This is a genomic window from Alkaliphilus hydrothermalis (genome assembly GCF_016908555.1).
Lineage (GTDB): Bacteria > Bacillota > Clostridia > Peptostreptococcales > Natronincolaceae > Alkaliphilus > Alkaliphilus hydrothermalis.
In genome coordinates, this window is the sequence record NZ_JAFBEE010000007.1 from 28,668 (window position 1) to 53,222 (window position 24,555).

General features: G+C 36.1%; 20 protein-coding genes and 1 tRNA gene. 4 read left to right on the top strand and 17 right to left on the bottom strand.

Annotated elements, in window-relative coordinates; translation table 11 throughout:
* Positions 1-7: 7 nt before the first annotated feature.
* The 3 genes from JOC73_RS06645 to JOC73_RS06655 are packed head-to-tail and all read right to left on the bottom strand — an operon-like array spanning position 8 to position 2,706.
* Complete coding sequence (locus JOC73_RS06645) at positions 8-757, bottom strand: SIMPL domain-containing protein (RefSeq protein ID WP_204401420.1); 750 nt, start codon at positions 755-757, stop codon at positions 8-10.
* Positions 747-2,105, bottom strand: coding sequence for a DUF4349 domain-containing protein (locus JOC73_RS06650; RefSeq protein ID WP_204401587.1), 1,359 nt, complete (start codon positions 2,103-2,105; stop codon positions 747-749). The genes JOC73_RS06645 and JOC73_RS06650 overlap by 11 nt, the downstream gene beginning before the upstream one ends.
* A gap of 13 nt (positions 2,106-2,118) precedes the next feature.
* Positions 2,119-2,706 (bottom strand): RNA polymerase sigma factor, encoded by a 588-nt coding sequence (locus JOC73_RS06655; RefSeq protein ID WP_334297441.1) that lies wholly within the window; start codon positions 2,704-2,706, stop codon positions 2,119-2,121.
* 183 nt (positions 2,707-2,889) lie between these two features.
* On the opposite strand from JOC73_RS06655, the gene JOC73_RS06660 reads away from it, so the two are divergent.
* Positions 2,890-2,976: transfer RNA gene (locus JOC73_RS06660), tRNA-Leu, on the top strand.
* A 65-nt stretch (positions 2,977-3,041) separates the two neighbouring features.
* Here the strand turns inward: JOC73_RS06660 and JOC73_RS06665 are convergent.
* A complete protein-coding gene (locus JOC73_RS06665) occupies positions 3,042-3,533 on the bottom strand; it encodes a hypothetical protein (RefSeq protein WP_204401424.1) in 492 nt (163 codons plus the stop codon).
* 142 nt (positions 3,534-3,675) lie between these two features.
* Here JOC73_RS06665 and JOC73_RS06670 point away from each other — a divergent pair, with 142 nt between their 5' ends.
* Both JOC73_RS06670 and JOC73_RS06675 read left to right on the top strand, forming a co-directional pair.
* The gene (locus JOC73_RS06670) at positions 3,676-4,590 is read left to right on the top strand and encodes a cation diffusion facilitator family transporter (RefSeq protein ID WP_204401426.1); all 915 of its coding nucleotides are present in this window, start codon (positions 3,676-3,678) and stop codon (positions 4,588-4,590) included.
* A gap of 69 nt (positions 4,591-4,659) precedes the next feature.
* Positions 4,660-5,562, top strand: coding sequence for a selenium metabolism-associated LysR family transcriptional regulator (locus JOC73_RS06675; RefSeq protein ID WP_204401428.1), 903 nt, complete (start codon positions 4,660-4,662; stop codon positions 5,560-5,562).
* Positions 5,563-5,649: 87 nt separating this feature from the next.
* On the opposite strand, the gene JOC73_RS06680 is transcribed toward JOC73_RS06675, so the two are convergent.
* The 9 genes from JOC73_RS06680 to JOC73_RS06720 all read right to left on the bottom strand — a co-directional run bounded on the left by JOC73_RS06680 (position 5,650) and on the right by JOC73_RS06720 (position 15,878).
* Positions 5,650-7,485, bottom strand: a complete 1,836-nt coding sequence (locus JOC73_RS06680) for an ABC transporter ATP-binding protein (RefSeq protein WP_204401430.1) — start codon at positions 7,483-7,485, stop codon at positions 5,650-5,652.
* Positions 7,486-7,542: 57 nt separating this feature from the next.
* Positions 7,543-9,360, bottom strand: coding sequence for an ABC transporter ATP-binding protein (locus JOC73_RS06685; RefSeq protein WP_204401432.1), 1,818 nt, complete (start codon positions 9,358-9,360; stop codon positions 7,543-7,545).
* Between the two features lie 630 nt (positions 9,361-9,990).
* Positions 9,991-11,409: an aminopeptidase gene (locus JOC73_RS06690; RefSeq protein WP_204401434.1), complete on the bottom strand. Its 1,419-nt coding sequence runs from the start codon at positions 11,407-11,409 to the stop codon at positions 9,991-9,993.
* A 111-nt stretch (positions 11,410-11,520) separates the two neighbouring features.
* Positions 11,521-12,171: a response regulator gene (locus JOC73_RS06695; protein WP_204401436.1), complete on the bottom strand. Its 651-nt coding sequence runs from the start codon at positions 12,169-12,171 to the stop codon at positions 11,521-11,523.
* Positions 12,172-12,193: 22 nt separating this feature from the next.
* On the bottom strand, positions 12,194-13,345 hold the full coding sequence (locus JOC73_RS06700) for a sensor histidine kinase (protein WP_243427879.1): 1,152 nt from the start codon (positions 13,343-13,345) through the stop codon (positions 12,194-12,196).
* A 165-nt stretch (positions 13,346-13,510) separates the two neighbouring features.
* Positions 13,511-14,011, bottom strand: a complete 501-nt coding sequence (locus JOC73_RS06705) for a hypothetical protein (RefSeq protein ID WP_204401440.1) — start codon at positions 14,009-14,011, stop codon at positions 13,511-13,513.
* 143 nt (positions 14,012-14,154) lie between these two features.
* A complete protein-coding gene (locus tag JOC73_RS06710) occupies positions 14,155-14,604 on the bottom strand; it encodes a chemotaxis protein CheW (protein WP_204401442.1) in 450 nt (149 codons plus the stop codon).
* Positions 14,605-14,779: 175 nt separating this feature from the next.
* The gene (locus tag JOC73_RS06715; RefSeq protein ID WP_204401444.1) at positions 14,780-14,950 is read right to left on the bottom strand and encodes a DUF896 domain-containing protein; all 171 of its coding nucleotides are present in this window, start codon (positions 14,948-14,950) and stop codon (positions 14,780-14,782) included.
* Positions 14,951-15,032: 82 nt separating this feature from the next.
* Positions 15,033-15,878 carry a hypothetical protein gene (locus JOC73_RS06720; protein ID WP_204401446.1) on the bottom strand — a complete coding sequence of 282 codons (846 nt, stop codon included), beginning with the start codon at positions 15,876-15,878 and terminating at the stop codon, positions 15,033-15,035.
* A gap of 235 nt (positions 15,879-16,113) precedes the next feature.
* Between JOC73_RS06720 and JOC73_RS06725 the strand changes: the two genes are divergently transcribed.
* Positions 16,114-16,398 (top strand): hypothetical protein, encoded by a 285-nt coding sequence (locus JOC73_RS06725; RefSeq protein ID WP_204401448.1) that lies wholly within the window; start codon positions 16,114-16,116, stop codon positions 16,396-16,398.
* A gap of 90 nt (positions 16,399-16,488) precedes the next feature.
* Here JOC73_RS06725 and hutH read toward each other — a convergent pair whose 3' ends face one another.
* The 4 genes from hutH to JOC73_RS06745 form a co-directional block, all read right to left on the bottom strand.
* The gene (hutH, locus tag JOC73_RS06730) at positions 16,489-18,009 is read right to left on the bottom strand and encodes a histidine ammonia-lyase (protein ID WP_204401450.1); all 1,521 of its coding nucleotides are present in this window, start codon (positions 18,007-18,009) and stop codon (positions 16,489-16,491) included.
* Between the two features lie 275 nt (positions 18,010-18,284).
* Positions 18,285-18,539, bottom strand: coding sequence for a YkuS family protein (locus JOC73_RS06735; RefSeq protein WP_204401452.1), 255 nt, complete (start codon positions 18,537-18,539; stop codon positions 18,285-18,287).
* A 101-nt stretch (positions 18,540-18,640) separates the two neighbouring features.
* Positions 18,641-24,067, bottom strand: a complete 5,427-nt coding sequence (locus JOC73_RS06740) for a diguanylate cyclase (protein ID WP_204401454.1) — start codon at positions 24,065-24,067, stop codon at positions 18,641-18,643.
* A 30-nt stretch (positions 24,068-24,097) separates the two neighbouring features.
* A complete protein-coding gene (locus JOC73_RS06745) occupies positions 24,098-24,538 on the bottom strand; it encodes a MarR family winged helix-turn-helix transcriptional regulator (RefSeq protein ID WP_204401456.1) in 441 nt (146 codons plus the stop codon).
* Positions 24,539-24,555: the final 17 nt, after the last annotated feature.

Sequence of the window (24,555 nt, forward strand, 5' to 3'; positions counted from 1 at the left end):
AAGGATATTAGTAATTATAGATTACTTGTATTTGGGCTGTAATTTCTAACTCACCTGAAGCAATTGGTGTGCCTCCTGCATCATTCATACTCTTCATCGCTTCGTAGTATACATTTCGTTCTTGATATGGTTGAGCTATACCACCTTCTGTTACTTTAGATGGTTTTCCTACCTTAACTTCTAATGTGTCTGCAATGGTGGTTGCCTTTACATTTGCATCTTTTACTGCTAACCTTAGTGCTTCTTGATAATATATACTGGTGTCAGAAATTCCAAAGCGGATATTATTTACTTGAGTTGCTCCACTTTTCGTAGTTGTATCAATAACATTACCTACTTTATCTATATCCCTTACTATAACCTCTATACTGTGGCCTACTTTAAAATCTCCATCTGTGGTTTTACCATTCTGATGATTATAATGACGCTCCCGATACATATTGTAGGAACTTGTTTTGATGTCATCCGCTTTAATACTCATGTCTTTTAAAGCCTTCATTACTTGATTGCTTAACTTCGTATTTTCCTCTTGAGCTATCTTGGAGTCCTTGTGGGAAGTCTCTATTCCAATATTAACAATACCTATATCTGGCTTTGCCATAACTTTACCTGTACCAGCCACTGATATTTCACCAGCTCCTTTAGGGGCTTCTGCCTTAGCTGTGATGGAGCTTAGTCCACCTAGTAGAAAGAATCCTACCATTGTAACAGCTAAAAAGGCCACCAATGCTACACTTTTTACACGACTACTTTTCAATGTTATTCCTCCTTTTTTTAAATTGATGATAAAACCTAACACATGGTAAGATCACCACTGCCGAAACGATTCCCCACGGAAGTAAACTGTAGAGATTAATAAAACTTTTTTGCCCAAAGCTAATCATCTGATTAATGGACTTAACAAATCCTGCTTTTGCTCTGCTCCAAACCCCATCATTTACAGACTGAATCTTCACTGTCTCTTCTTTAATTTCTCTGACTTCCAGTTCAATGGTTGATAGGGTCACCAATCGATCGTAATTTTTTAAATTTCCCCTCATGCTATTGATTTGACCCCTTACCCTGGACAACTCATTTTCAATTTCTAAAATATCACTTACCTTTTCAGCCTTCTTTAGGATTTCTCTAAGACGTTCCTCCTGTACCTCTAGGTTGAGGGCTTCGTTTTCTATATCCCTATAGGTAAGGGTGATATCTTGGGCACTGGTATTCTCATTGATGACCACACCTAGCCCCTTTAATTCTTCAAAGACCCCATCAAAATATTCCCGTGGTACGCGAATTGTCAAGTTGGATGTTCTAAGGGAGTCCTCTGGTTTTTCTTTATTTATGAGTCTATAATGAACGTCTGATGTCTGATAATAGCCACCTCTTCCTGATACGATTAGACTGATATTATCCATTACATTATCAAACTCTTGGGTTTCTAAATATAATCTACCTGTATTGATGATCTTTCTATCTGTCGTGGCGGCTATTGAGGCCACCTGTTCCTCAGCTACATCCCCTAACTGTTCAATAGTCTTTACTTGAACATCAGGGTTTGAGTTTTCTGCTATACCAAATGCCTTCGCTTCTTCTTCAACATCAACAGACTCTACTTCTCCCTTCCCTGAATCTGTAAAGGCAGTAGTTCCTTGGACCATTGACCGATTGCTAAGACCTGTTTTTACCTCCTCTGGTGCTGTAGTTGTATTATCCATCACCACCCCATAGCCTTTATCTGTAACTTGTGATAGTTCAGCTTGGTCAAATGGTGCATCCTCTAGGAGGGCCATGGAGATGGACATAATTACAAAGGCTGCTGCAATACTACTTAAAATCTTCCAACTAGAGATAGGTCCTTTGTTCCACTTGTTGCTATCCTTTTTATTGATGACTTCTTGTTCCTGTAGAAGCTTTTCCCTCAAGGAAAGGGTAAAGTTCTCAGGTAAGTCTATTTCCTCCATTTCGTTTACGGTAGTAACCAGTGTTCTTAAATTCTCCACTGATATACTACAGTTTTTACAGGTTTTCAGATGTTCATTAAAGTTAATCATTTCTTCCTCCGTCAGCATTCCGTCTATATACATGGATGCGTACTCTTCTATCTGATTACAATTCATTTTACCCCTCCTTTCATGCCTGCTGTAGCTCTTTGGTTAATAAGATTTTTTTGAGTTTGCCCCTTGCCCGATTAATCCTAGACTTTACTGTTCCTTCTGAGCATTTGAGGATATTGGCAATTTCTTGATAGCTAAATCCGTTGATATCCCTTAAAATGATAATTTCTTTTTGGTCTACATTTAACTGGTTAATCGCTTCATGTATAATGTTCTGAATTTCTTTCTTTTCAAATAAATACTCCGGAGTATTCATTTCATCTGCTACTTCAATACGATAATTTTCTCCTGTGGCACCCTGCTGTTCTAAATACACCACTTGATTTTTCTTTTGCTTTCTAATAAAGTCGATACAGCTATTACTGACTATCGAATATACCCACGTGGAAAAACTGCTCTTTCCTTGGAATTTATCCACCGATCTAAATATCTTTAATAGGGCCTCTTGGGTAATATCGTTGGCATCCTCTATGTTGCTTAACATTCGATAGGCTATGTTGAAGGCCTTCTTCTGATAGGGTTCTATCAATTTTTCGAAGCTGTCTATATCTCCCTGTCTTGTTTTTTCTATTAAGGAGATTTCTTGTCGATTCAAGTGCTTCACTCCCTTCCCGTTTCCTGCTTATACTTTTTAGACGATTGTAAATAGATTTTGTTCCATGTTTTATAAGTAAATTAATTACCCTACCACTTCATTTTAGTATAATTTCCTATGTTTTACTACATGCAAAAATAGTATTGACACTCCTCAAGGGATATGGTAAGATTAATTTTGTCAAATAAATACGCCGCGGTGGCGGAACTGGCAGACGCAGCAGACTCAAAATCTGCCGATGGCAACATCGTGGGGGTTCGATTCCCTTCCGCGGCACCACATTTTTAAAAAGGACATTAACTTAGTTAATGTCCTTTTTTTATAACGAATAGGAAAGCCCTACATTAAATTAATATAATCCTTGAAGGTATGGTGGTTAAAATCGTAGCATAGAATCGCTGAACCATATCATCCATTTCCTTTTCCAATTCAATTGGATCTATGAAAATCATTTCGTCCTCTGTATAATATTCTAGTATTTTCATCAGGGTTTCTTTGAACATTTCTATGTTTTCGCTGTTTTCAATGGATGATAGCTCTGGGAATTGTTCCCTCAAGTCACTATTCTTCAGAAATACCATGACCATAAAGGTAATCATGGGTATATGAAAAAAATTTACTACATGACTACTTACTTTATGTTTTCGCGTCAATCCAACAAACGTATTATGAAAATCTACCAGTATTTCATCAAACTCATTCTCTAGATTTTTATTTAAAAAACGGTATAAGTTCATGAAAAATTCCCTTTTTCTTGTTGCACTAACCCCACTTTTTCCAGCATCCTTCAACATTTTATAATTTCTATATTCCTTCATATCTATTATCTGTGCCATATGAATACCTCCTTAAAAGTTATTTTTAATATTTGCATATCTTAGGAATTGTATTCAGATAATAACATTATGAAAAATAGAGGTTTTTATAAAAAAATTGGATATAAATAAAAGAATGAAGATATAAAGGATGGTGTCTTTAATGGATGATCAACAGCGTTATAAAGAGGTCAAGAAAGTTTCAATAATTAGCATGATAGTCAATATTCTTTTGACCATAGTCAAAGGATTAATAGGATTTACTGCAGGAAGTACTGCATTAATCGCAGATGCTTTTCACTCTGCCTCAGACTTGTTTACGACTGTCGTTTTATTACAGGGACTAAAGATTGCCCATCGTCCAGCGGATGAAAATCACCCCTACGGTCATTACAAGGCAGAGCAAGTTACATCTAAAATTATTGCTTTGACTTTAATTGTTACAGCCTTAGGGATTGGAAATGAAGCCTATCAGGTGCTTAGATCTGGAGAGGTTAATCCTCCTGCCACAACTGCAATATATGCCGTTATCCTATCTCTTATAGGGAAGGAAGCAATGTATCGTTATACCATTAAAGTTGGTAGAAGAATCAAAAGCAATGCCGTTATCGCCGATGCTTGGCATCAAAGGTCCGATGCTTTTTCTTCTGTTGCTACCCTTGTTGGTATTGGTGGTGCCCTTTTAGGATACCCCTTAATGGACCCGCTGGCAGGAATTTTTGTATCCTTTTTAATTCTTAAGACTGGTATTACTATTTACATGGATGCCATAAGGGATTTGATGGACACAGCCCCAAAGCCAGAGATTGTTGAGGGTATAAAAAAATCCGCCAGCGCTGCTGAAGGTGTTAAGGAGGTACAGGATGTAAAAGTCCGTTCCTATGGTTCAAAATATCTAGTAGATATGAAGATATGTGTCAATCCCAAAATCACCGTTGAAGAGGGCCACGGAGCTGCTGCTAGAGCTAAGGAAAATATCATTAAAGAAAATGATGATATTTTGGATGTTTTAATCCACGTGAATCCCTGTTTCCCCACAAAACCCCATAGCCATGACGCTGGGAATAAGGATCAGTAGATTATTGCTTTTTTCCTCCATCAATGCTAGTATTTTTATATACAAACTTGTAGGAAAGAGGAAGAGTTAATGGATTTTAGACAATTGGAAACCTTTGTGGCAGTTGCAAAGTTTAAAAGTTTTTCTAAGGCGGCTGATCACCTATATTTAACCCAACCCACCATTAGTAGCCATATTTCAAATCTCGAAAAAGAATTAAATACAATACTTATTAATCGGACTAATCGAAAGATTTCCTTAACTAAAGCAGGGGAAATTCTATTTGATTATGCCATGAATATGGTTAACCTAAAGGAAGGCGCTATTTTCAAGCTCAATGAATTTAAAGGTAAAATCGTTGGTAACATAGAAATTGCCGCCAGTACTGTTCCAGAGCAGTATATCGTCCCAGAAATCATCTGTGGGTTTAACAAGAATTATCCTGATGTGACCTTCAATATGCTTCACTATGATTCTCAGCAGGTGGTGGAGGGAATTATTCATGGAGATATTGATTTTGGAATTGTCGGGGCAGAAATTCCCCACAACCAACTTAACTATGTGGAGTTATTGCAGGACGAACTGTTTTTGATTACCCCTGCATCTGCACCCTATTGTGACTTTCCAGAAGAAGTCCCACTGGAGAAGATTCTCGAAGAAAACCTAATTTTACGGGAGAAAGGTTCTGGTACTAGACGACTCCTAGAAGAAGCCCTCAATGCTTCAAAGATTGACCTTAACAATCTGAAGGTTGTGGCATATATCGAGAGTACAGAAGCCATCAAACAATGTATTCGCAGGAATTTAGGGATTTCATTTTTATCAAGTCGCGCCGTTGTTGATGAAGTTAATTTTAATTTCTTTAAAACCCACAGGGTCCAAGGATTAGATTTAAAAAGAAAATTTTACTTTGTTTACCATAAGTATCGTAATCCTTCACCCTTAGAACATGCCTTTCAAGAATTTGTGTGTAAATATTTTAAGTTTAAATAACCCAATGATAATTTGCGTAAAAAAAAGTTAGAAACCAGAAGGTAAACTGCTCCTGTTTTCTAACTTTTTTATTTGGGCCATTTGCTTTTATTTTGCCCCCAATACCTTCTTCCCTTCTTCCTCCATAAACTGATTGGTATACAATCTATAATAATACCCCTTCTGTTTCATAAGTTCCTCATGTTTACCGATTTCTTGAATCTTTCCTTTACGGATTACTAGTATTCGATCGGCAGAACGAATTGTTGAAAGTCTATGGGCTACGATAAAGCTGGTTCTTCCCTTCAAGACTTTCTGTATGGCTTTTTGAATAATTTGCTCTGTCTCTGTATCTATAGAAGAAGTGGCTTCATCTAAAACAAATATTCTAGGATTTGCCAAGACTGCCCTAGCAAAGGAAATCAACTGCTTCTCTCCAGAGGAAAGCAATCCTCCCCCATCCCCTACTTCTGAGTCATACCCATCCTTCAGCTTCATAATAAAGTCATGGGCGTTCACCAACTTAGCTGCCCTTATGATATCCATTTCACTGGCATCCAGCTTACCATATCGGATGTTGTCTTTGATCGTCCCGCTAAATAGATGGGGGCTTTGAAGTACATAACCAATGTTTGATTGAAGCCATAGTTGAGAGCCTTGTCGATATTCCACACCATCTATTAAAATTTCCCCTCCAGTAGGCTCATAAAAACGGCAAGCTAAGTTTACAATGGTACTTTTACCCGACCCAGTCTCTCCAACTAGGGCGATAGTCTCTCCCGCTTTGATCTCAAGGTTGAAATCCTCCAATATGGGTTCTTCTGCATTGTAGTGGAAGGATACATTTCTAAATGTAATATCCCCCTTGATTTCAGGCCAATTATCCCGCTTAGGTTCAAACGCATCCCCATACTTTAAAATTACCTGTTGCTGGTCTTTAATCTCTGGTTCAGTATTAATCATTGACATAACCCTTTCTGCAGAGGCGTGGGCTGATTGGAATTCTGCAAAAACCCTTGCCATTTCTCGAATAGGCTCAAAGAATAATATTGTAAAGGAGATAAAAGCCACTAATGTTCCATAACTTACTGCTCCTCCAGCTACCTCAATTCCTCCAAACCATAGTGCCAATCCTGTTCCAATGCTACCAAAAGCAAGAACTGTTGGTAGGAATAATGAAGAGAAAATTGCTGCTCTAATGGAGCTTCCCCTCATACCACCTGTCAATTCTGAAAAATCATCAAGATTTCTTTCTTCCCTTACTAGAACCTTTGTAGTCTTAGCCCCTGTGATTCCTTCATTGAAAGAACCAGTAATTTTAGAATTAATCTTTCTTACCTTCCTATATTCCTTTAAAATTTTCTTTTGGAAATACAAACTAGTAATTGCTAGGAAGGGAGTCACTGTAAGGGAAATTAATGCTAACTTCCAGTTAAGGAAAAGCATTACCACCACAATTGCCGTCATTTTAGTGAAGCCCCAAACAAGGTCCACTGTCCCCCAAGATATAATCTCTCCTAATCTTACAATGTCCGAAGTCATCCTTGCCATGAGCCAGCCTACTGCTTTGTTATCGTAATAGGAGAAGGATAATTCTTGAAGTCGCTTAAATCCTTGTTTTCTAATGGCATAGATTACACCCGTCTCTATTTTCCCGGCCACCGATATAAAACCAAATACTGAGGTTGAAAGGGCTACGATTAACACAAAATAAACGAAAGCAAAAACTTCAAGCCCCTCGATTGTTCCCTGTTGAACAAAATGGTCTACAGCGATTTTATTCATGTAGGTAAATACTACGTCAATCACCGCCACCAGTACCATCAAAATCCCTAAAATAATCATTTTTCTCTTCATTGGTATTGTATATCGAAAAATCTCTTTCCAAAGCTTAAAATCAATTTTTTGTTGGTCTTGATCTTGTTCTTGAAATTGATTACTCATTTAAAATCAACTCGCTTTCCTACCCCAGCACCGAATCCCCTCCAGTGCTGGATTATATTAATTAGCATATTTAGCTCCGCTTGACAATCCACTGTCTTCTTCGTTTGAGTTTTGAATATCCCATATTCTTCGGTAAAGTCCAGTTTGCTTCATTAGGTCGTCATGTTTACCCATCTGTACAATTTCACCTTGCTCCAACACGATAATTTTATCAGCTTCTGAAAGGGTGCTGATTCTGTGGGAAATGATAAATGTGGTTGCATTGTTTTTTCGCTTCTTTAAAGCACTTCTAATGGATGCGTCGGTTTCTGTATCCACAGCACTTAAGGAGTCATCAAATACGATAATCGGCGTATTTGCGATTAATGTTCTCGCAATGGCAACCCTTTGTTTTTGCCCGCCTGATAAGGAAACTCCCCTCTCCCCTACAAGGGTTTCATACCCTTGATTGAAGTCATTGATCACCTCATGTATCGAAGCTACTTTTGCAACATCATAGACCTCGCGGTCCTCTGGAAAATCCTTACCTAGACCGATGTTTTCCTTGATGGTCTTAGCAAATAGGAATGGTTCTTGAAGGATTAGACCTACATTTTTTCTAATCCATTTTTTATCAATCGTCCTTAGTTCTTGGCCATCTATTTTGATGGAGCCCTTCTCATAATCAAACAATCTTGCCAATAGATGGACTAGGGTAGTCTTACCTGCTCCCGTAGCCCCTAAAATTGCGATTGTTTCTCCAGCTTTAACTTCAAAGGTAATATTTTTTAATACTGGCTTACCTTTATCATATTGAAACTCTACATTTCTAAAGCAGATATTTCCCTTAATGACAGGCTTGTTTCCAGTAGCCTCCATCTCTTCTTTTTCTTCATTCATGATTTCTTGAATTCTTTCAATAGACACCATAGCCTTCCCCATATCGGTAATTACTCTTCCCAGCTGTCTCACTGGCCATAATAGCATTCCAATATAAGTAATAAAAACCACCATCGTTCCTAAAGAAATATGACCTAATGCAGTCCAATAGATTCCTGCCATAAGGACCATTCCCATCTGAAACATACAAATTAAGTCAGATATTGACCAATACCATGCGAATAAACGGATCAGCTTATAGGTTAGTTCCCTATTTTCCCTGTTCTTTTCTTCAAATTTGTCTACCTCATATCCCTGTCTTCCAAAGGCTCTAACAACCCTAAGACCTGTTAGGTTCTCCTGCAAAGTGGTGGACATTCTTCCCTCTGCTTCGTCGGTTAATTTAAATGCCTTCTTAACCTTCCTAAAAAATACAATTGAAAACCCAAATATGAATGGGATTAAGGATAATGACACTAAAGTCATTTTTACATCCAACGAAAACATAATCGAAGCTGAAAAAATCAGCATAAACAAAGCGCTTCCAATTTCAACAAATTGGGCTGCTAAAAATCTTCTTACTGTCTCTACATCAGAAGTACATCTTTGAATTAAATCTCCAGGTTCTGCCCTCACATGATATTTATAGGGCAGGTGTTGTAGATGATCATATAGATTATCCCTCATTTTTTTGGCAACAGTCTCTGCTGCTTCAGCTGACCATCTTCCCTTTAGAAAAAGGAAGATTCCCCTCAGTAGAGTAAATATGATTAACGCCATTGCTGGAATCCAAAGGTTCCTTTTAAGGTTCTCAATTCCACCCAATGAGTCTATTATTGTCATTACTGCTGTTGATTCCTTCAATCCATTAGACCCAATAACGGAATCGATTGTGATTCTTATAATCAGAGGTCCAATTAAGCTAAATAGGGTTGCTATTCCTATACATAAAACTGCCGCTAAATACTTTCCTCTATTTCCCTTCATATAGTTCCAAATTAATTTCATATTCTTCATTTTGAGACCCTCCCCTTGTGGTCAATTTTTCTCTCTTTATCATTTTTTCCTCTTCAAATTCTATTATCACCCATTATACAACTCTCCCCCTTATCTACAATTCCAATAGACGATAAAAAGCCCAGAAAAGGCTGGTGGCTCTCTCCTGGGCAAATATTGATATGTGCATAAATATATTTGTTATATCTACAAAAATACACAGAAAAGCCCAGGAAAGCATATCCTTACCTGGGCTGATTATTCAAAAATGAATCAGTTAAGCGAGTAAAGATGATCTACTTCTCCTAGTTAACACATTATTAAATTGTTTTTCTACTATGCCATTGCCAAAAACATTTGCAGACATGATTAAATTCATTTTTTGAGCGCTAACTAGAATGTTCATTCACCTTACACCTCCTTGTAATTTTTAACTCTATTGAATTATAACACGGAATAATTTGGAATACAAACATTTTTTAGTATATTTTAAAAATTTTATTTTATCTGTTCTTGTATTATAGTCAAAATGGCTCTTCAGCAATAATAAAATATAATATACAAAGGACATAAACATTGGATTCTCCAATAATTTATGCCCTTATACACAAACATTAAACCAATAACTTAAAAACTGGATTGAAGGATTTACTATACATAAAAGGCCTTGTAGGCTTTATACGTCATATACAAGTCAACCTTACTGATTAATTCCAACGGTGCATGCATACTAAGCATTGGCGTTCCACAGTCAACTACTTCTGCTCCGTAGTTAGCTAAGATATAGGCTATTGTTCCACCGCCCCCTTGATCTACCTTGCCAAGCTCCCCAGTTTGCCAGATCACTTCGTTATTATTGAATATTGTTCTTAGTTCTCCTAAGAATTCAGCATTGGCATCATTACAGCCACCCTTGCCCCTCACCCCGGTATACTTACTGATGGTTACACCCTTTCCAATAAAGGATGCATTTCTTCTTTCCAGAACTTCTGGATAGTTAGGGTCAAATCCAGCTGTTACATCTCCTGATAGAACTTGAGTCTTACTAAAGGCCCTATGAAGAGATAAATAATGATTGTTTCCTTGTAGAGCTAATAACTCAGCTACGATATGTTGGAAGAACATGGACTGCATACCAGTATTACCCATACTTCCTACTTCTTCTTTATCTACAAATAAACCTACTACTGTTTTGTCAGTTTCTTCTATTTCCAATACTGCTTCAAGGGCTGCATAAGAGCAAACTCTGTCGTCATGGCCATGGGCAGCTATCATACTTCTATCAAGCCCAACGTCCCTTGCTTTACCAGCGGGCACGATTTCTAATTCTGCCACAGTAAAGTCCTCTTCTGTAATATCATATTTGTCGTTTAATAATTTCAATACATTAAGCTTTACTCGATCACTGATGTCTTTATCTTCATGGGGAATGTTTCCAATTAGAATATTAAGCCCTTCACCTGTAATCCCTTCACCCATTTTTTTACCCATTTGATCACTGGCAAGATGAGGTAATAAATCTGTTATGTAGAATACTGGATCTTTTTCATCTTCCCCAATTACTATATTGATCTTCTCACCATTGGCTTTAATCATTACACCATGAATCGCTAAAGGAATTGCTACCCATTGATATTTTTTAATTCCACCATAATAATGGGTCTTTAGAAGGGCTAAGCCGCTTTCTTCATATACAGGCATAGCCTTTAAATCTAATCTAGGGGCATCTAAATGAGTACCTACAATCTTCATACCCTCTTCTAACTTTTCTTTTCCGATAATAAATAGGGCTACTGCCTTTCCTTTGTTTTCAGCATAGATTTTTGCACCCGTTGCAAGATTTCCCTTTGCTAATGCTTCTTCAAAGGATATAAAACCTTTCGCCTTTGCCTTTTTGATGATTTCTGTTACACATTCCCGTTCCGTCTTTCCATTGTCCATAAATGCTTTATAGGATTCGCCAAAAGAAAATACTTTTTCCATTTCTCCCTCTTTCAGCTGATCCCATGCACTTTTGAACTCTTTTGTTAGTTTGCTTTGTAGATCCTTTGCTTTTTCTACTGAATTCATTTCCTATTACCTCCCATTAGTGCATATAAATTTCATGTTACGTATTAAATATATTATACTTATATGATATATTTCTTAATTTCTATTGTCAACTAATCTTTAGGGAGAAGATTATATTTTCTTAATATTATGTTTATAGGCATAAATTGCAGCTTGGGTTCGATCGTTAACGTCAATCTTCTTGAATATATTAGAGACGTGATTTTTTACAGTTTTCTCACTGATAAATAGGCTATTGGCAATCTCTTTGTTATTCAATCCCTCTGCAATAAGAGTCAGCACCTCGTACTCTCTTCTGGTTAATTTATTTTCCTTTGCCTCATCTTCATCGTTACTTTTTCTGCTAAATTCCCTTACCAAACCAGTTGTTAAGTTAGGATGTATGTAGGTGGAGCCTTTATATACATCCCTTACTGCTTTGATTAAACATTCACTTTCCGAGTCCTTTAGTACATACCCATTTGCCCCTAGATTGATGGTTTCAAAAAGATACTCTTGGTCCTTATGGAAGGTAAGCATAATTACCTTTGTTGTCTTATCTAGATCCTTTAAACGTCGCAAGGTCTTAATACCATTTAGTTTTGGCATATTAATATCCAAAAGTACGATATCTGGCTTCAGCTGCTGTACCTTTACAAGGGCTTCCTCTCCATCACCAGCTTGACCAATGATTTCAATGTCTCCTTCTAATTCTAATATTTGCTTTAAGCCCTGACGCACTAAAGAATGGTCATCCACTAACAAAATTTTTATTTTTTTCATATAAAGCCCTCCTATTCAACATTTATTCAACATTTGATATATTTACAAGAATCTTTGTTCCATTATTTATTTCACTCTTGATTTCAAAGGACCCATTTAATAATTCCACCCGCTCTCGAATACTAAAGAGGCCAAATCCCCCCTCTTTTTTAGGCTTAAAAGCGGTTTCACTTACATCAAAACCAACACCATTATCAACAATTGACAGTAAAATATTTTTAGGGGTCATCTCCAGTTTGATTTTCACAAGGGATGCCTCTGCATGTTTTCTGATATTATTGAGGGACTCCTGTATAATACGGAAAATTGCAAGATTTTTAATCGGGTCCTCCATAGGCATCTTAGATAAAATAATAAAATCAACCTGAATTCCCGTCTCATCTTGAAAGTCATCCACAAACCGTTGTACTGTGGGAACGAAGCCTAAATCTTCAAGGGACATTGGTCTAAGGTTATAAATAATTTTGCGAATCTCTTTAATTCCATCCCGTAAAAACCTCCTTAGATCTTGAATTTCTTCCTTCGCCCTAGTACGATCTATATCAATGAGCTTTTCACATATTTCAGACTTAATAATGAGATTTGCTAAGGATTGAGCAGGTCCATCATGGATATCCCTTGCCACCCTTTGTCTTTCTTCTTCCTGAGCTTGAATAATACGCTTCCCGATGACAGCTCTTTGTTGAATATCCTCCAAAGTACTGGTGAAATCCACCAGGTTTCCTGTTAAAAACTCCATTGCCACTCCAATTTTAGAAACTAAATCCTCTGCCTTTTTGAGGATTCCCAATGTGTTTCTAAATCTAAGCTCTAAATCTGTCCGAGTTCTAATTAGGTCAGTCTCCTCCTGTCGCTTCATTGCCAATTTGATTTGAGTGTCGTTGGCTTTTTCATAAGCCCTTCTTATATCATCTTCGCTGAATCTGGAGAAATCTCTACTGACTTCCAGAAGTTTGCTACGGCTATTTTTTTCTAAGATCTCCATTTTCTCAATTTCTTGTATTAAAGTTTTTACCTTTATCTGTAAAATTTCCATTTGTTCCTTTAGTAATTTACATTCTTTACGGGCATTTTCAGCAATATCAAATATTGCATCCTGGCTCTCTTCAATTGCACCAACAGTTTTTTTTAGTATCGAGTTTAAATCCTTTGCATCAATTTTTTGACTGTTCATTTTTCCACCCCATAAATTTTCCTTCATGACTTTATTTCTGCATTATTTCTTTGTTTCCCTCTATTTTTCAACAGGAAATATTTATCTTTTACATTTTCCGACTTTTTGCCTATAAAAAAAGCCAATCTCTCCAAGAAAAGATTGACTTTGTCCATTTACATGGTCTTAATTTTCCATTTGTTGTACTACTCGGTAATTCCACAAAAACCATTTCCCATTATTTTCAGATAATTCCACAACATAATTTACGCTGGTTTTGTCACTGATGCCGTAATCCTCATAGCTCTCTAACTCCCATACGATGTTCATATGTAATTTCATAATACCCTTCTCTAGCTCTAAAGGACTACACTCGTCTATTCTAAAATTTTTAATCTTCTCATAGGAAGTAGGATTCTCCAACATCTGCTTAAATGTTCTCATGTCCTCCCGTAGTAGAGGGCCTTCTACATATTGCACCAGTTCTTCTTGAATTTTCGTTAGACTTCTCTTTCCTGAATCTTCCAATATTTTATTCCATACTTCCGTTCTAACTTCAAAAATTTCCTGTACTCTTGGAAGTAAAGTATCTATATGGGGCTCTTCTTCTTGAAAAGCTGCAAATATTGATTGAAAATGGGATGAAAATAAAATCAGCAACAAAAAAAATACCAGCATCCGCTTCATGTTTGCTCCTCCTTTGTTTATTACTTAAAGTACCGTAGGTCTCTATTATAAACAAAGTTATAGAAGAAATTTGCTTGTTTTTGCTGGTATTTTAAAATTTCGATTTTCAATATTCTACATATTCTATTAAGAACTAATATCTTCTACAGAGATTCAATCTTCTTCTTTTCTTCCTCGCTTAAAACCTTCTCTAAATCAAGTAAAATGATCATTCTCTCGCCAATTTTTGCAATACCGCTGATAAACTTTTGATCTACACCCGTGATTATTTCTGGAGCTGGATCCACATCCTTTTGGTCAATGGTTAAAACTTGAGAAGCATCATCTACTAAGAAGCCCACCTGCTTATCGTTTAAGTAGATAATAATAATACGGGTATTTGAGCTGACTTCAACCAAATCGAGGTTGAATTTTTTTCTTAAATTAATGATGGGGGTAACCACACCCCTGTAATTCACTAATCCATCAATAAATCTAGGGGAATTTGGAACCTTCATACTCTCCTTAAATTCGCTGATTTCCTTTACATGCATGATATCAACACCGTATTCTTCTTTTTCAAGTTTGAATATAACATATTGTCTCTCTGACATAATATTCCTCCTTTTTGGACAAATTTCTTAATGATACTTAAATAAATTCTATACAAACATTTTTTTTCCTCCTTAGGACAAGAGAATAAATCCAATAATTCCTTTTAAAAAGCAAAAATCCAGCCTTAAGGTCTTCAGACCCATCAGCTGGAATTAAGTCTATTTTATTATTCTATTAATCTACATATTCAATTGAATCCAATTGCTCCTTAAAAGACTTCCGGAAAGCTCCAATATATTCTTTTCTCAATTCTTGTCTTTCCTTTTCTTCTTCTTCTGTTAATTTCCTCATTTTGGATATTTTAGCTAATTCATTTATTCTAGCAATTTTCTCTTTTGATACCATACTAACACTCCTTTGTTATTACTCTTCATGATAACAATATATCATAAATCATGCTGTAGTAAAAGTATATGTTCCATCCAATTTACTCCTTTGGCCCATTTTCAAATAAATCTATCGCATCCTGTAGTTTATTTTCTTTAGTAGGAGGATTTAACAGACCTTCTTCTAAAGGCTTAGAACCTTCCTCCGCTGTTTTTTCCGATGACGAATCATTATTAAGGGCACCAAAGACCTTTGCCAACTGAACCATTTTTGTTAACTGTTCTCTCTGTTCCCCACTAACAAAAGGCTTGATAATTTCCAATAAATCCATTTCATCCATTTGTCCCTTCTTCTCTAAGGATTTCATAAGCTTCAATATTCCCATCAAAACCTTTAGCTCCTTAGTTTTATTCTTTAACTGTCCCTCTAAGATAGGATCAAATAGCTCAATATATTTCTCTATACTCTCTAGACTAAGATTATGGGCATCCAGGCTTTGGATCTCCTTAATCTTATCCTCCATATGATTTGCTTTTAGATGTAGATTGATTGCCTTATGTATAATTTCTTGCTTATCTTCATCAACAAATTCGCTGATATCCATTAGCATATGGCGTTTTTTATCGGTGGACGATAGAGAACTCAAAGTCCCAGCACTGAATACATGTGGAGCCTCCATCATGGTTTTCACCTTACCGATAATTTGTAAAAGCATTTCCGCCCGATGAACTACCAGTTGCTCATCGGCACTCATATAGCCCTTAATTCTGTTGAGGAGCTTCGCCTTTTTTTCTAAAGATCCAATCTCTAGTTCTCTAATATTTAACTTGCTACTGCCATTTTTTAGGTACAACATAATGATTGGAAGAACCCATAACCAGTTGGAGATTATACTATTATCATTTATTTCTTGATTAAGTGTATCCTTTTCCCTCATACTATCCATTTCCTTCCTCCTTTTGCAGCATAATATTCTGTTCTATCACTTTCCTTATCTGTTAATATATATTGCCTATGTAATTATTTTATAAGTTATATTTCTAAAAAGTTCCTAATAAGTTTCCAATTAAAATATTCTTTTCAAAAATTAATGTGGCAAAAAAAGTTTCTCCTGCATAGGCTATATAGATAGCATTCACACGTGATACTTGTAATAAATAAAGAAATTAGGAGGGATATTGGTGGATCAAAGAAAAATAAATGAACTATTATCAGCTGCAAAAAAAGGTGACTACTCAAAGTTAGAAGAAATTAAAGGCTATGTCTCCGATGAGGAATACCAAATGGCGTTGCAATTATTTCAGCAATATGCAGGCAAATCTCAAGCAGAGATCATCAAGGAATTGGCTAAGTTAAAGAAAACAGTTCCAAATCAACAGGAAATAATTGATAAAATTCAACCCTTTTTGAATGACGAGCAAAAAAGCAAGTTAAAACACCTACTTGATATTTTGGACGAAGAGTAAGTAATCGTATCATAGAAAAATAAAGGACTGATTCCTTCTCATCAGATAGGAGTCAGTCCTTTTTTAGCAAATGTTATTTTCTTAGTTTTATTAATGTAAAGAAACTACCTTATCGACTCTATCTACAATCGTATGCTTTATCACTAACTCATTACAAGCATTGATATCCACATACATTACTCTATCTTCTTCTAAAGTAGTCACCTTTTCTCTAATCGCTTTATAGGCTTCAGCTGTACCTTTACCTAGTGTAAAGTTTTCATGAAAATCAATCCCTTGAGCCGCTGATAATAGTTCAATGGCCAATACATTTGAAGCATTGAAGTAAATTTCTCTAGCTTTTCTGGCTGCAATAGTTCCCATAGATACATGGTCTTCTTGGTTAGCTGAAGATGGTATAGAGTCTACACTGGCAGGATGGGCTAATACCTTATTCTCTGAAACTAATGAAGCAGCTGAATATTGGGCAATCATAAATCCAGAGTTTAATCCACCCTTTGCTGTTAAGAAGGCTGGTAGTCCACTTAGCTGTGGATTAACTAATCTTTCGATTCTTCTCTCCGAGACATTAGCTAACTCTGCTATGGCAATCCCTAAGAAATCAAATGCCAACGCCATTGGTTGTCCATGGAAGTTTCCACCTGAAATTACTTCTTCCTCATCTGGGAAAATTAATGGATTATCTGTGGCAGCATTCATTTCTATTTCTAGTTTTGCCTCCACATATGCGATAGCATCTCTGCTGGCGCCATGAATTTGCGGTGTACAACGAAGGGTATAGGCATCCTGCACTCTGATTTCACCTTGCCTAGTCGTTAGGGAACTATTTTCTAACAGCGTTAATAGGTTGGCTGCTGCCTCCTGTTGTCCTTTATGGGGTCTTACTTGATGAACCTTTGGATCAAAAGCATCAATGATTCCTTTTTGAGCCTCAATAGTCAAAGCGGCTGCGATATCTGCTAATTTAATTAATTTCTTGCAATCATATACAGTTAATGCACCTACAGCAGTCATTACCTGAGTACCGTTAATTAAGGCAAGTCCTTCCTTTGAGGTTAGCTTAATTGGCTGAATTCCAGCAGTCTCCATAGCCTCCTGACCAGACATTCGCTTACCTTTGTAAATTGCTTCTCCTTCCCCTAGCATTACTAGTACCATGTGGGATAGGGGTGCCAAATCGCCACTCGCCCCTAAAGAACCTTTTTCAGGAATGATGGGATGTACACCTTTGTTTAGCATAGCTAATAAAGTCTCTACAGTAGATAATCTAATACCTGAATGTCCTTTTGATAGGGCATTGGCTCTAAGCAGCATGATTGCTCTTACAATCTCCTCATCTAATGGGTTACCGACTCCACAAGCATGGCTAATAATTAGATTTGTTTGGAGTTGCTCTGCTTCGTCCTTTGAAATGGCAACATCACTGAACTTACCAAAACCTGTTGTAATCCCATAAACAACTTTTTCCTCATCTACAAATTTGTCCACAAGATTTCTACTTACTTTGATTTTTTCTTTAGCATCTTCTGTCATTTCTACCTGGCTAAAATCCCTCGATACCTTCACTAAATCTTCTAAAGTCAAGCTATTGCCATCAATTTTAATAATCATATTGTTCCACTCCTTTATTCATAAGACTAAAGATATATTGAATATATAATATCTATCTTTCGCCGTGGATTATAGAATACCTTCTTGTTTTGCAGAAAAATTTTAAGCCTTAAAATTATTTCAGTAGTTTAACGTTTTAGCATGCTAAATTGTTAGAGTGTAATTCCATAAACAAAGCCTTCTTCGGAAGATTTAATGATGGGGATAAAAAAACAGTAGGTTGTATGCTATTCCATACTTTACCTACTGGGCTTTTTAAAAACAATCACTTTGCTTTAAGATAAACGATTTAATCTGCTCTCAATTTGATCGTAAACAGCTTCTGCTGATAATCCTCTAGCTGTAATCACCGGAGTTTTTGTTGTAGCGTTCTCTATTCCCAGCACATTTGAATCTTGACCAGTTACCACTACAGCATCTAGTCTATCCAAATTTTTAGCATTGTTGAGGCTCTCTACTTGAAATCCTTTTTGTTGTAGATAGTCCCTTACATCTGCCAATGAGTGATCTACGGCAACTTTTCTTTTCATATTGACACCTCCACTTTTTCTTCTATAATAATAAATCATTAGAAGTTGCTTAATAAAAACACCTTCGTTTATTATTATTTGAAGTAGTGGAGGATATTATGCTATAATTCAGAAATTGCCTTTTCTACAAAGGGTCCCATCACACTACTGGTGATTTTAGCCAAGTTATAGGCATTAAAGTCAAATTCTCTTTCCTTTACAGTGGCTGATAAATATATGACTCCCCTTAAATCTCCATCGTAAACAATAGGCACAACAATTACAGATTTCCAGTTGGGAGTACCGGTGATAACATCTATCTGACTTATATCTTCCCAGTCTATTAAATAATCACCCTGTAGACTATAGATAACTTTTTCGATAAGCTTAGCATTATAATAAACTTGAGGTATCCATTCATCTACAAATCGCTTACGACAATATTGCTTTTTGATTTGTTCTTCATCTATCAAAAACAGTATTCCTTCCTCAGCCTCCAATATTTCTATTAGACGACCAAGTAATAAATAGATTTTATCTTCATAATATCTATTTTCTGTTAGAATCTCAATGGCCTCTGCCAAAACCAATACGTTTCTTTGGTCTTGTACGATATTTCCTGTTACGATTCCGGCTAACTTATCCATCCTTTTATCAACAAAACCCATACCATCCTGCCAGATGACAGTTTGGTTCCTTCCCCTTTCTTTTGCATTGTAGAGGGCTTGATCGGCTTTTTGAATCAAGAGCTCTTTAGTATCTCCATCCTCTGGGAAAGCAGCTACACCACAGCTTAACGTTAGATCTACTTCCTCTCCCAATAGGCCAGCATTCTTGAAACTGACCCTGATTTTCTCCGCAATACTAAAGGCATGCTTCTTATCAGAACCGGGTAATAGAATAATGAACTCTTCTCCCCCATATCGTCCAACAAAATCATTACTTCTAATATTATTGGAAATTACCGTGCCAACTTCCTCAAGAATTTTATCACCCCGTTGATGTCCGTAGGTATCGTTAACACCCTTGAAGTAATCTATATCACACATGATAATTGATAGATGTTGCTTCATTGTATCGGCAATTTCAAGATTCTCATCTAGTAGTTTTTCAAAATACTTTCTTACATATGCTCCCGTCATTTTATCAATAGAGGAGGCAATTTTTAAATAGTAGTTATTGAGCATCATATAAGCCAATGGTACTAGTCTTTTACACTCATTAAATGCCTCATAAGAGAAGTTATTGAAGACTTTATCTGTCTCTAAATATAAATAGCCGGTTATCTTTGATTGCTCTTTGAATTGCCATTTCCTTTTATCATTATTTACCTCTACCCTTCGTTTCCCATTTTGAATAATTGGTAAGCAGATGGTGGCTTTCGTTACTTTATGTCCGTACTCTCTATTGCCATCAGTTGCTTGATTAAACTGATTCATAATCAATAACCCATTTCTATTGGAAGCCGTTTTTTCTAAGAGATGATTTATTTTTTCTACATTAAGTTTTGATCCAATGGAGGATATAACCTCAAACCCATCTTCATTGACTCCTAACAATGCTCCTGTTGTAGCTAACACATATTTACCTGCTAACTTCAGCAACATATCTAAATTATAATAGATATCGTTAGTAAGATTCTGCAATAGGTCTTCTAGATTATCTACATCTATTGATACCAAGGACTTATATTGTTGAAGTGCCAAATCATAAAAAGCTGGGTTTTGGAATAACTCTTGGAATCTACTGATGTCAAAGAAGTCCTGTAGGTCAATATCTTCCATAGGCATTAGCTTCTTATTACTGGAGAAGTCCATCTCATCAATAAGTCCCTGTTGGATTAGTCTCTCCATTTTTAGGAGTTGATGCTTTAACCCATATTTATCCTCAGACAATAGGTAGGATTTTTTATATTGATCAGGAGTTCCGTTTAGCAGCAGTTGAATTACTTCTAAGGCATTTAAATAATAACTTGTGGCCCTATAAAAATCACCTTCTACAAAGTATGCATATCCAAGATTGCTATAAATCTTCCATTGTATTTCCTTGTCATTTCTGGGATGTAGTTTTCCAATCAGAGCCTCAAAGATCTTGATTCGTTCTTTATGATTCTTTATGGCTAAGCCCTCATAAAAGCCCCTCTTAATCGTTAGTATATGATTATTAAAGCTTCCTATTAAGGAAGAATCCCTCTTCAGTAGCTCCTCAGCCATGTCCATTTTTCCAACATAATAAAAGTATCCAATGGCCTCAATTAAGGCCTTTCTATAATCACGAACATTGGCCCTTCTTCTATATTCATCAAGAATCTCCATCATTTCACCATCTACTAAGGCTTCTCCTAGATAGCTTTTAGCTAAAAACTCAGTCATTCGTAACCTTAACAATATTAAAGGATCAGTAGAATCACTTTTCTTTAGCATATCAGCTAACTCCAAGGCATCTTTAAAGGCACCTATGGTCATATAAAAGGAAATCAACACGCTATAATGGGAATCAGAATACAATCCACTAAACCCTATTTCATCTAATTCATTGAGGGTTTTAAGGAGATAATGATATGCCTGTTTATACTCTCCTATGTTGATATAACACTCCACCAGATTACTATATCCCATCAATTTCATGGAAGTATCTTCATATTCGATTGATAAGTTGATGTTTTTTTGAAGCACTCCAATAGCCCTATCATACTCACATTCTATTATATAACAATCGGCGATATTGTTGTAAGCCCTGAAGACACCGTCCATTCGATGATATTGCTGAGAGATTTTTAGGGATTTTTCAAAATACTCCCTAGCTTCCTTTGTCTTTTGATAATATTCGTGTAGGATGATTCCTATATTATTGATGGGTCGTCCAGTCTCTTCTATTCGTTTCCCCTTTTCTAAGAAACTGACGCTGATTTCAAAATACTCCTTTGCCTGTAGTGCATTACCCTTAAGTAATTCTACTAAGCCCTTTTGATTAGTAAACATTCCAATATAATCAAATCGATTAAGTTCCTGAGCTATTGGCAAGTATTCTTCAATGATATGTTCCATTTTATCTAAGTCTTTAGCATTGAAATAGACCCTAGTCAATATGTCAGCAGCCTCTAAGAACCCCTTCCCATACTTCAGGTTTTTTCCATATTCGATACATTCCTTAAGTGTCACCTCCGCTAAAGCCAATTCATTTCTGCTAAGGTAGATTTGTGCCATGTGGCACTGGGCATCGATTGTATATGGTTTAATTCCTTCTCGGAGGGAAATCTGAATAACTTCTCGATAACATTTTAATGCTGCATTGTTATTCCCCTGATTTTGATAGACTCCCCCCATTCTAATGAGGAGCTTGACATATCTCTCGTCAGGATTATCCCTCAATAAATCAAATACTCTTCTATAAAGCTCCATAGCCTGGGAATAAATTCGAAGATTATACATCCCATCCCCAGCTTCCATACAGTAATCTATCGCTTTATCCCTTTGATTGGATTGAAATAAATGAAAAATAAGTTCTTCCTTATTTTCCCTTGCCTCTCTTTTGTAGAGCTCCTCTAAAATATTACTCACCTGAAAATGCAGTCTTATCCGTTCTTTTTGATCAATAGAATCATAGATATAGGCCTTTAGCTGACTTCTATAGAAGCCGTAGGTGAATCCCCAATCCTCTAACTTTTCATTCAAGATTTTCAGTTGAGTTAATCGGCTTAAGTAAGGGGTGTAGTCCTTTTCAACCCCCAATAGCTTAGAAATAATTTCAAGAGAAACGGAGTTGTTAAAAAGCGAAATAATCTCCAATAGTCTCCTGGTAAATTGATCAAAGGTATTTAACAAAGTAAAAATCGAATCATCAATATTCACAGGTAGAGTGATACTTGTAAGACCATCAAAATCACTATGCCATGAGTAATACTCCCCATGGCTACTGTAGTCTACATAGATTTGTCCTTGGGCGTATAGTTCTTTGAAGGCTTCTTCAATGTAGGAGGGGTTCCCCTCCGCCTCCTTCATTAGTTTTGTAGCAAAATTAAGGGGTTCCTTATACCACCCTAATATATGCTTAATCATTTTGGCTGTCTCTTCAACTGTCAGACGAGTTAATTTAATATCTAGACAATTAAAATCTCTCCTCCAAGTGTTTAAGTGTTCGCTAGCACCCTCCCAGTATAATTTATCATTAGTATAACCTAATAAAATGACAATAGGTGCCTTCTTCATTTTGTTAATTTTCAAAAAGTAGTCTATAAAGTCCACCACAGTTTGATCAGCTAAGTGAAAATCATCTAAAGTTAAAAATGTTTGGCGATCGCCAACAGTTTCAATGATAAAATTTGCTACCCGATCATATAGCCTTAATAGTTCCCTTCCCTCCATAAGTTCTCGAGAAGGCGTAATTTTTCTATTAAGCCCCACCTCTGGCAAAATTTTAACCAATTCTTCCCCATACTTATTAATAATATTTGAAGATGTATCCCTTAAAACCTTTCGAAGTAAGACTGGTACTACTCTGTAAAAATCACTCTTTTCTTGTGATAACGTAACGGTATAGACGTGAGCCTTATTCCATCTCATCTGATATTTTACTTCATTGATTAAGCGGGTTTTGCCTATTCCCTTATCACCATGGATAAAAATAATACTTTTATCCCAATGATCTAACAAAGCCATAATCTTTTTCATTTCCATTTCTCTTCCAACTATCGGAATTTTAAAGTTTAGTATCTCAATTTGAGATTTACTTTCGATAGGTTCTGGGAGGTTAAAAAGCTGCGCCATTGCTTTATTCATTTGATGTATTGTTTGATAACGTTCACCATAATCTGATTTGGTAGCATATTTAATAATGTTATAGAACGCTAAGTCCCACGTTAATAAATTACTGGATTTAATTCCAATAATCTTTTCTTGCAGTTTATGGGAATGGAATTCTTCACCTGTATAAAGATAATAGATTAAAGCCCCTATTGAATAGATGTCTGTATAGGGCCCCAGGTTCCTATTATATAGTAATTCCGGGGATTTACAATTAATCTGTTTTGTAAGATTATATTGTTTACTCATTTCTAGCTTTTTTATAGTTACTAGATCAAGTAATTTAACCTGGAGTCCTTCATCAGTACAGATAATGGACAGGTTGTCTAGCTCTATGTATTTATAGATCAACCCATGAAAATGTAAGAAATCCAATAAACTAGCTATTTGCTTGTACACCTGAAGGATATCTTCTCTGGTAAGGGAATATTTCATCATGTCTACAATGGAAGGTTGAAAATATTCTGTCGTATAGTAATGTAATGTCTCTTTGATATGTTTATCGTCTATTGTGTCAATTACTCCAAAACTAAGTAATGCCACTAAACTCCTATGGTTTAAAGCAGAAGTTTCAAAAAAATCGTGACTACAATAGTTTATAAAAGACTTAGAAGCCTGGTTATCCTTTATGACATACAATAGTATTTTTTTGTTTTTTTGTAATAAATCAATAGCGGCGAATTTACTAGAAAAACTATCTACTTCTAAGCATTCCTCTAGCTTGTACCGATTATTAATGATTTCCATGTCTCCACTTCCCCATATTGATTTTACTTTTTACTCTACAGTCCTCGAATAAACCATTTCAATACTTTTTAAAATATTGTCCTTCTCCCCATTATTTAGATCCATCAAAATATTACCTAAGTATTGTCTCCTGGCATGTAGCACCTCATTGATAATTTCATGCCCCTTGTCCAATACAATAATCCGAACAACTCTTCTATCTTTGTTATCTCGAACTCGCTTGACTAAACTATTCTTCTCCATTCTGTCTACTAGATCTGTAATGGTACTACAAGCAAGATACATTTTATTACTTAATTCCCCAATGGTTATGTTTTCCTCAGTAATCAAATACTGAAGAGCTTGAAATTGAGGGGGGGTGATTTCAAAATTAGTTAATATCTCTCTTCCTTTTTGTTTGATTACGGTACATAAATGACGTAATTCCCTCTCTAATTCGATTATGGTGCCATCATAATTTATATCCTTCATAGATAACCTCCTATTTA

Excerpts from the sequence above, each read along its gene's own strand:
- JOC73_RS06670 (WP_204401426.1), top strand. The coding sequence starts at position 3,676 with ATGGATGATCAACAGCGTTATAAAGAGGTCAAGAAAGTTTCAATAATT.
- JOC73_RS06705 (WP_204401440.1), bottom strand. The coding sequence starts at position 14,011 with ATGAAGCGGATGCTGGTATTTTTTTTGTTGCTGATTTTATTTTCATCC.
- JOC73_RS06680 (WP_204401430.1), bottom strand. The coding sequence starts at position 7,485 with ATGAGTAATCAATTTCAAGAACAAGATCAAGACCAACAAAAAATTGAT.
- JOC73_RS06685 (WP_204401432.1), bottom strand. The coding sequence starts at position 9,360 with ATGAAGAATATGAAATTAATTTGGAACTATATGAAGGGAAATAGAGGA.
- JOC73_RS06700 (WP_243427879.1), bottom strand. The coding sequence starts at position 13,345 with ATGAACAGTCAAAAAATTGATGCAAAGGATTTAAACTCGATACTAAAA.
- JOC73_RS06665 (WP_204401424.1), bottom strand. The coding sequence starts at position 3,533 with ATGGCACAGATAATAGATATGAAGGAATATAGAAATTATAAAATGTTG.
- hutH (WP_204401450.1), bottom strand. The coding sequence starts at position 18,009 with ATGATTATTAAAATTGATGGCAATAGCTTGACTTTAGAAGATTTAGTG.
- JOC73_RS06695 (WP_204401436.1), bottom strand. The coding sequence starts at position 12,171 with ATGAAAAAAATAAAAATTTTGTTAGTGGATGACCATTCTTTAGTGCGT.
- JOC73_RS06690 (WP_204401434.1), bottom strand. The coding sequence starts at position 11,409 with ATGAATTCAGTAGAAAAAGCAAAGGATCTACAAAGCAAACTAACAAAA.
- JOC73_RS06715 (WP_204401444.1), bottom strand. The coding sequence starts at position 14,950 with ATGGTATCAAAAGAGAAAATTGCTAGAATAAATGAATTAGCTAAAATA.
- JOC73_RS06710 (WP_204401442.1), bottom strand. The coding sequence starts at position 14,604 with ATGTCAGAGAGACAATATGTTATATTCAAACTTGAAAAAGAAGAATAC.
- JOC73_RS06740 (WP_204401454.1), bottom strand. The coding sequence starts at position 24,067 with ATGGAAATCATTAATAATCGGTACAAGCTAGAGGAATGCTTAGAAGTA.
- JOC73_RS06720 (WP_204401446.1), bottom strand. The coding sequence starts at position 15,878 with ATGGATAGTATGAGGGAAAAGGATACACTTAATCAAGAAATAAATGAT.
- JOC73_RS06650 (WP_204401587.1), bottom strand. The coding sequence starts at position 2,105 with ATGAATTGTAATCAGATAGAAGAGTACGCATCCATGTATATAGACGGA.
- JOC73_RS06735 (WP_204401452.1), bottom strand. The coding sequence starts at position 18,539 with ATGAAAAGAAAAGTTGCCGTAGATCACTCATTGGCAGATGTAAGGGAC.
- JOC73_RS06745 (WP_204401456.1), bottom strand. The coding sequence starts at position 24,538 with ATGAAGGATATAAATTATGATGGCACCATAATCGAATTAGAGAGGGAA.
- JOC73_RS06675 (WP_204401428.1), top strand. The coding sequence starts at position 4,660 with ATGGATTTTAGACAATTGGAAACCTTTGTGGCAGTTGCAAAGTTTAAA.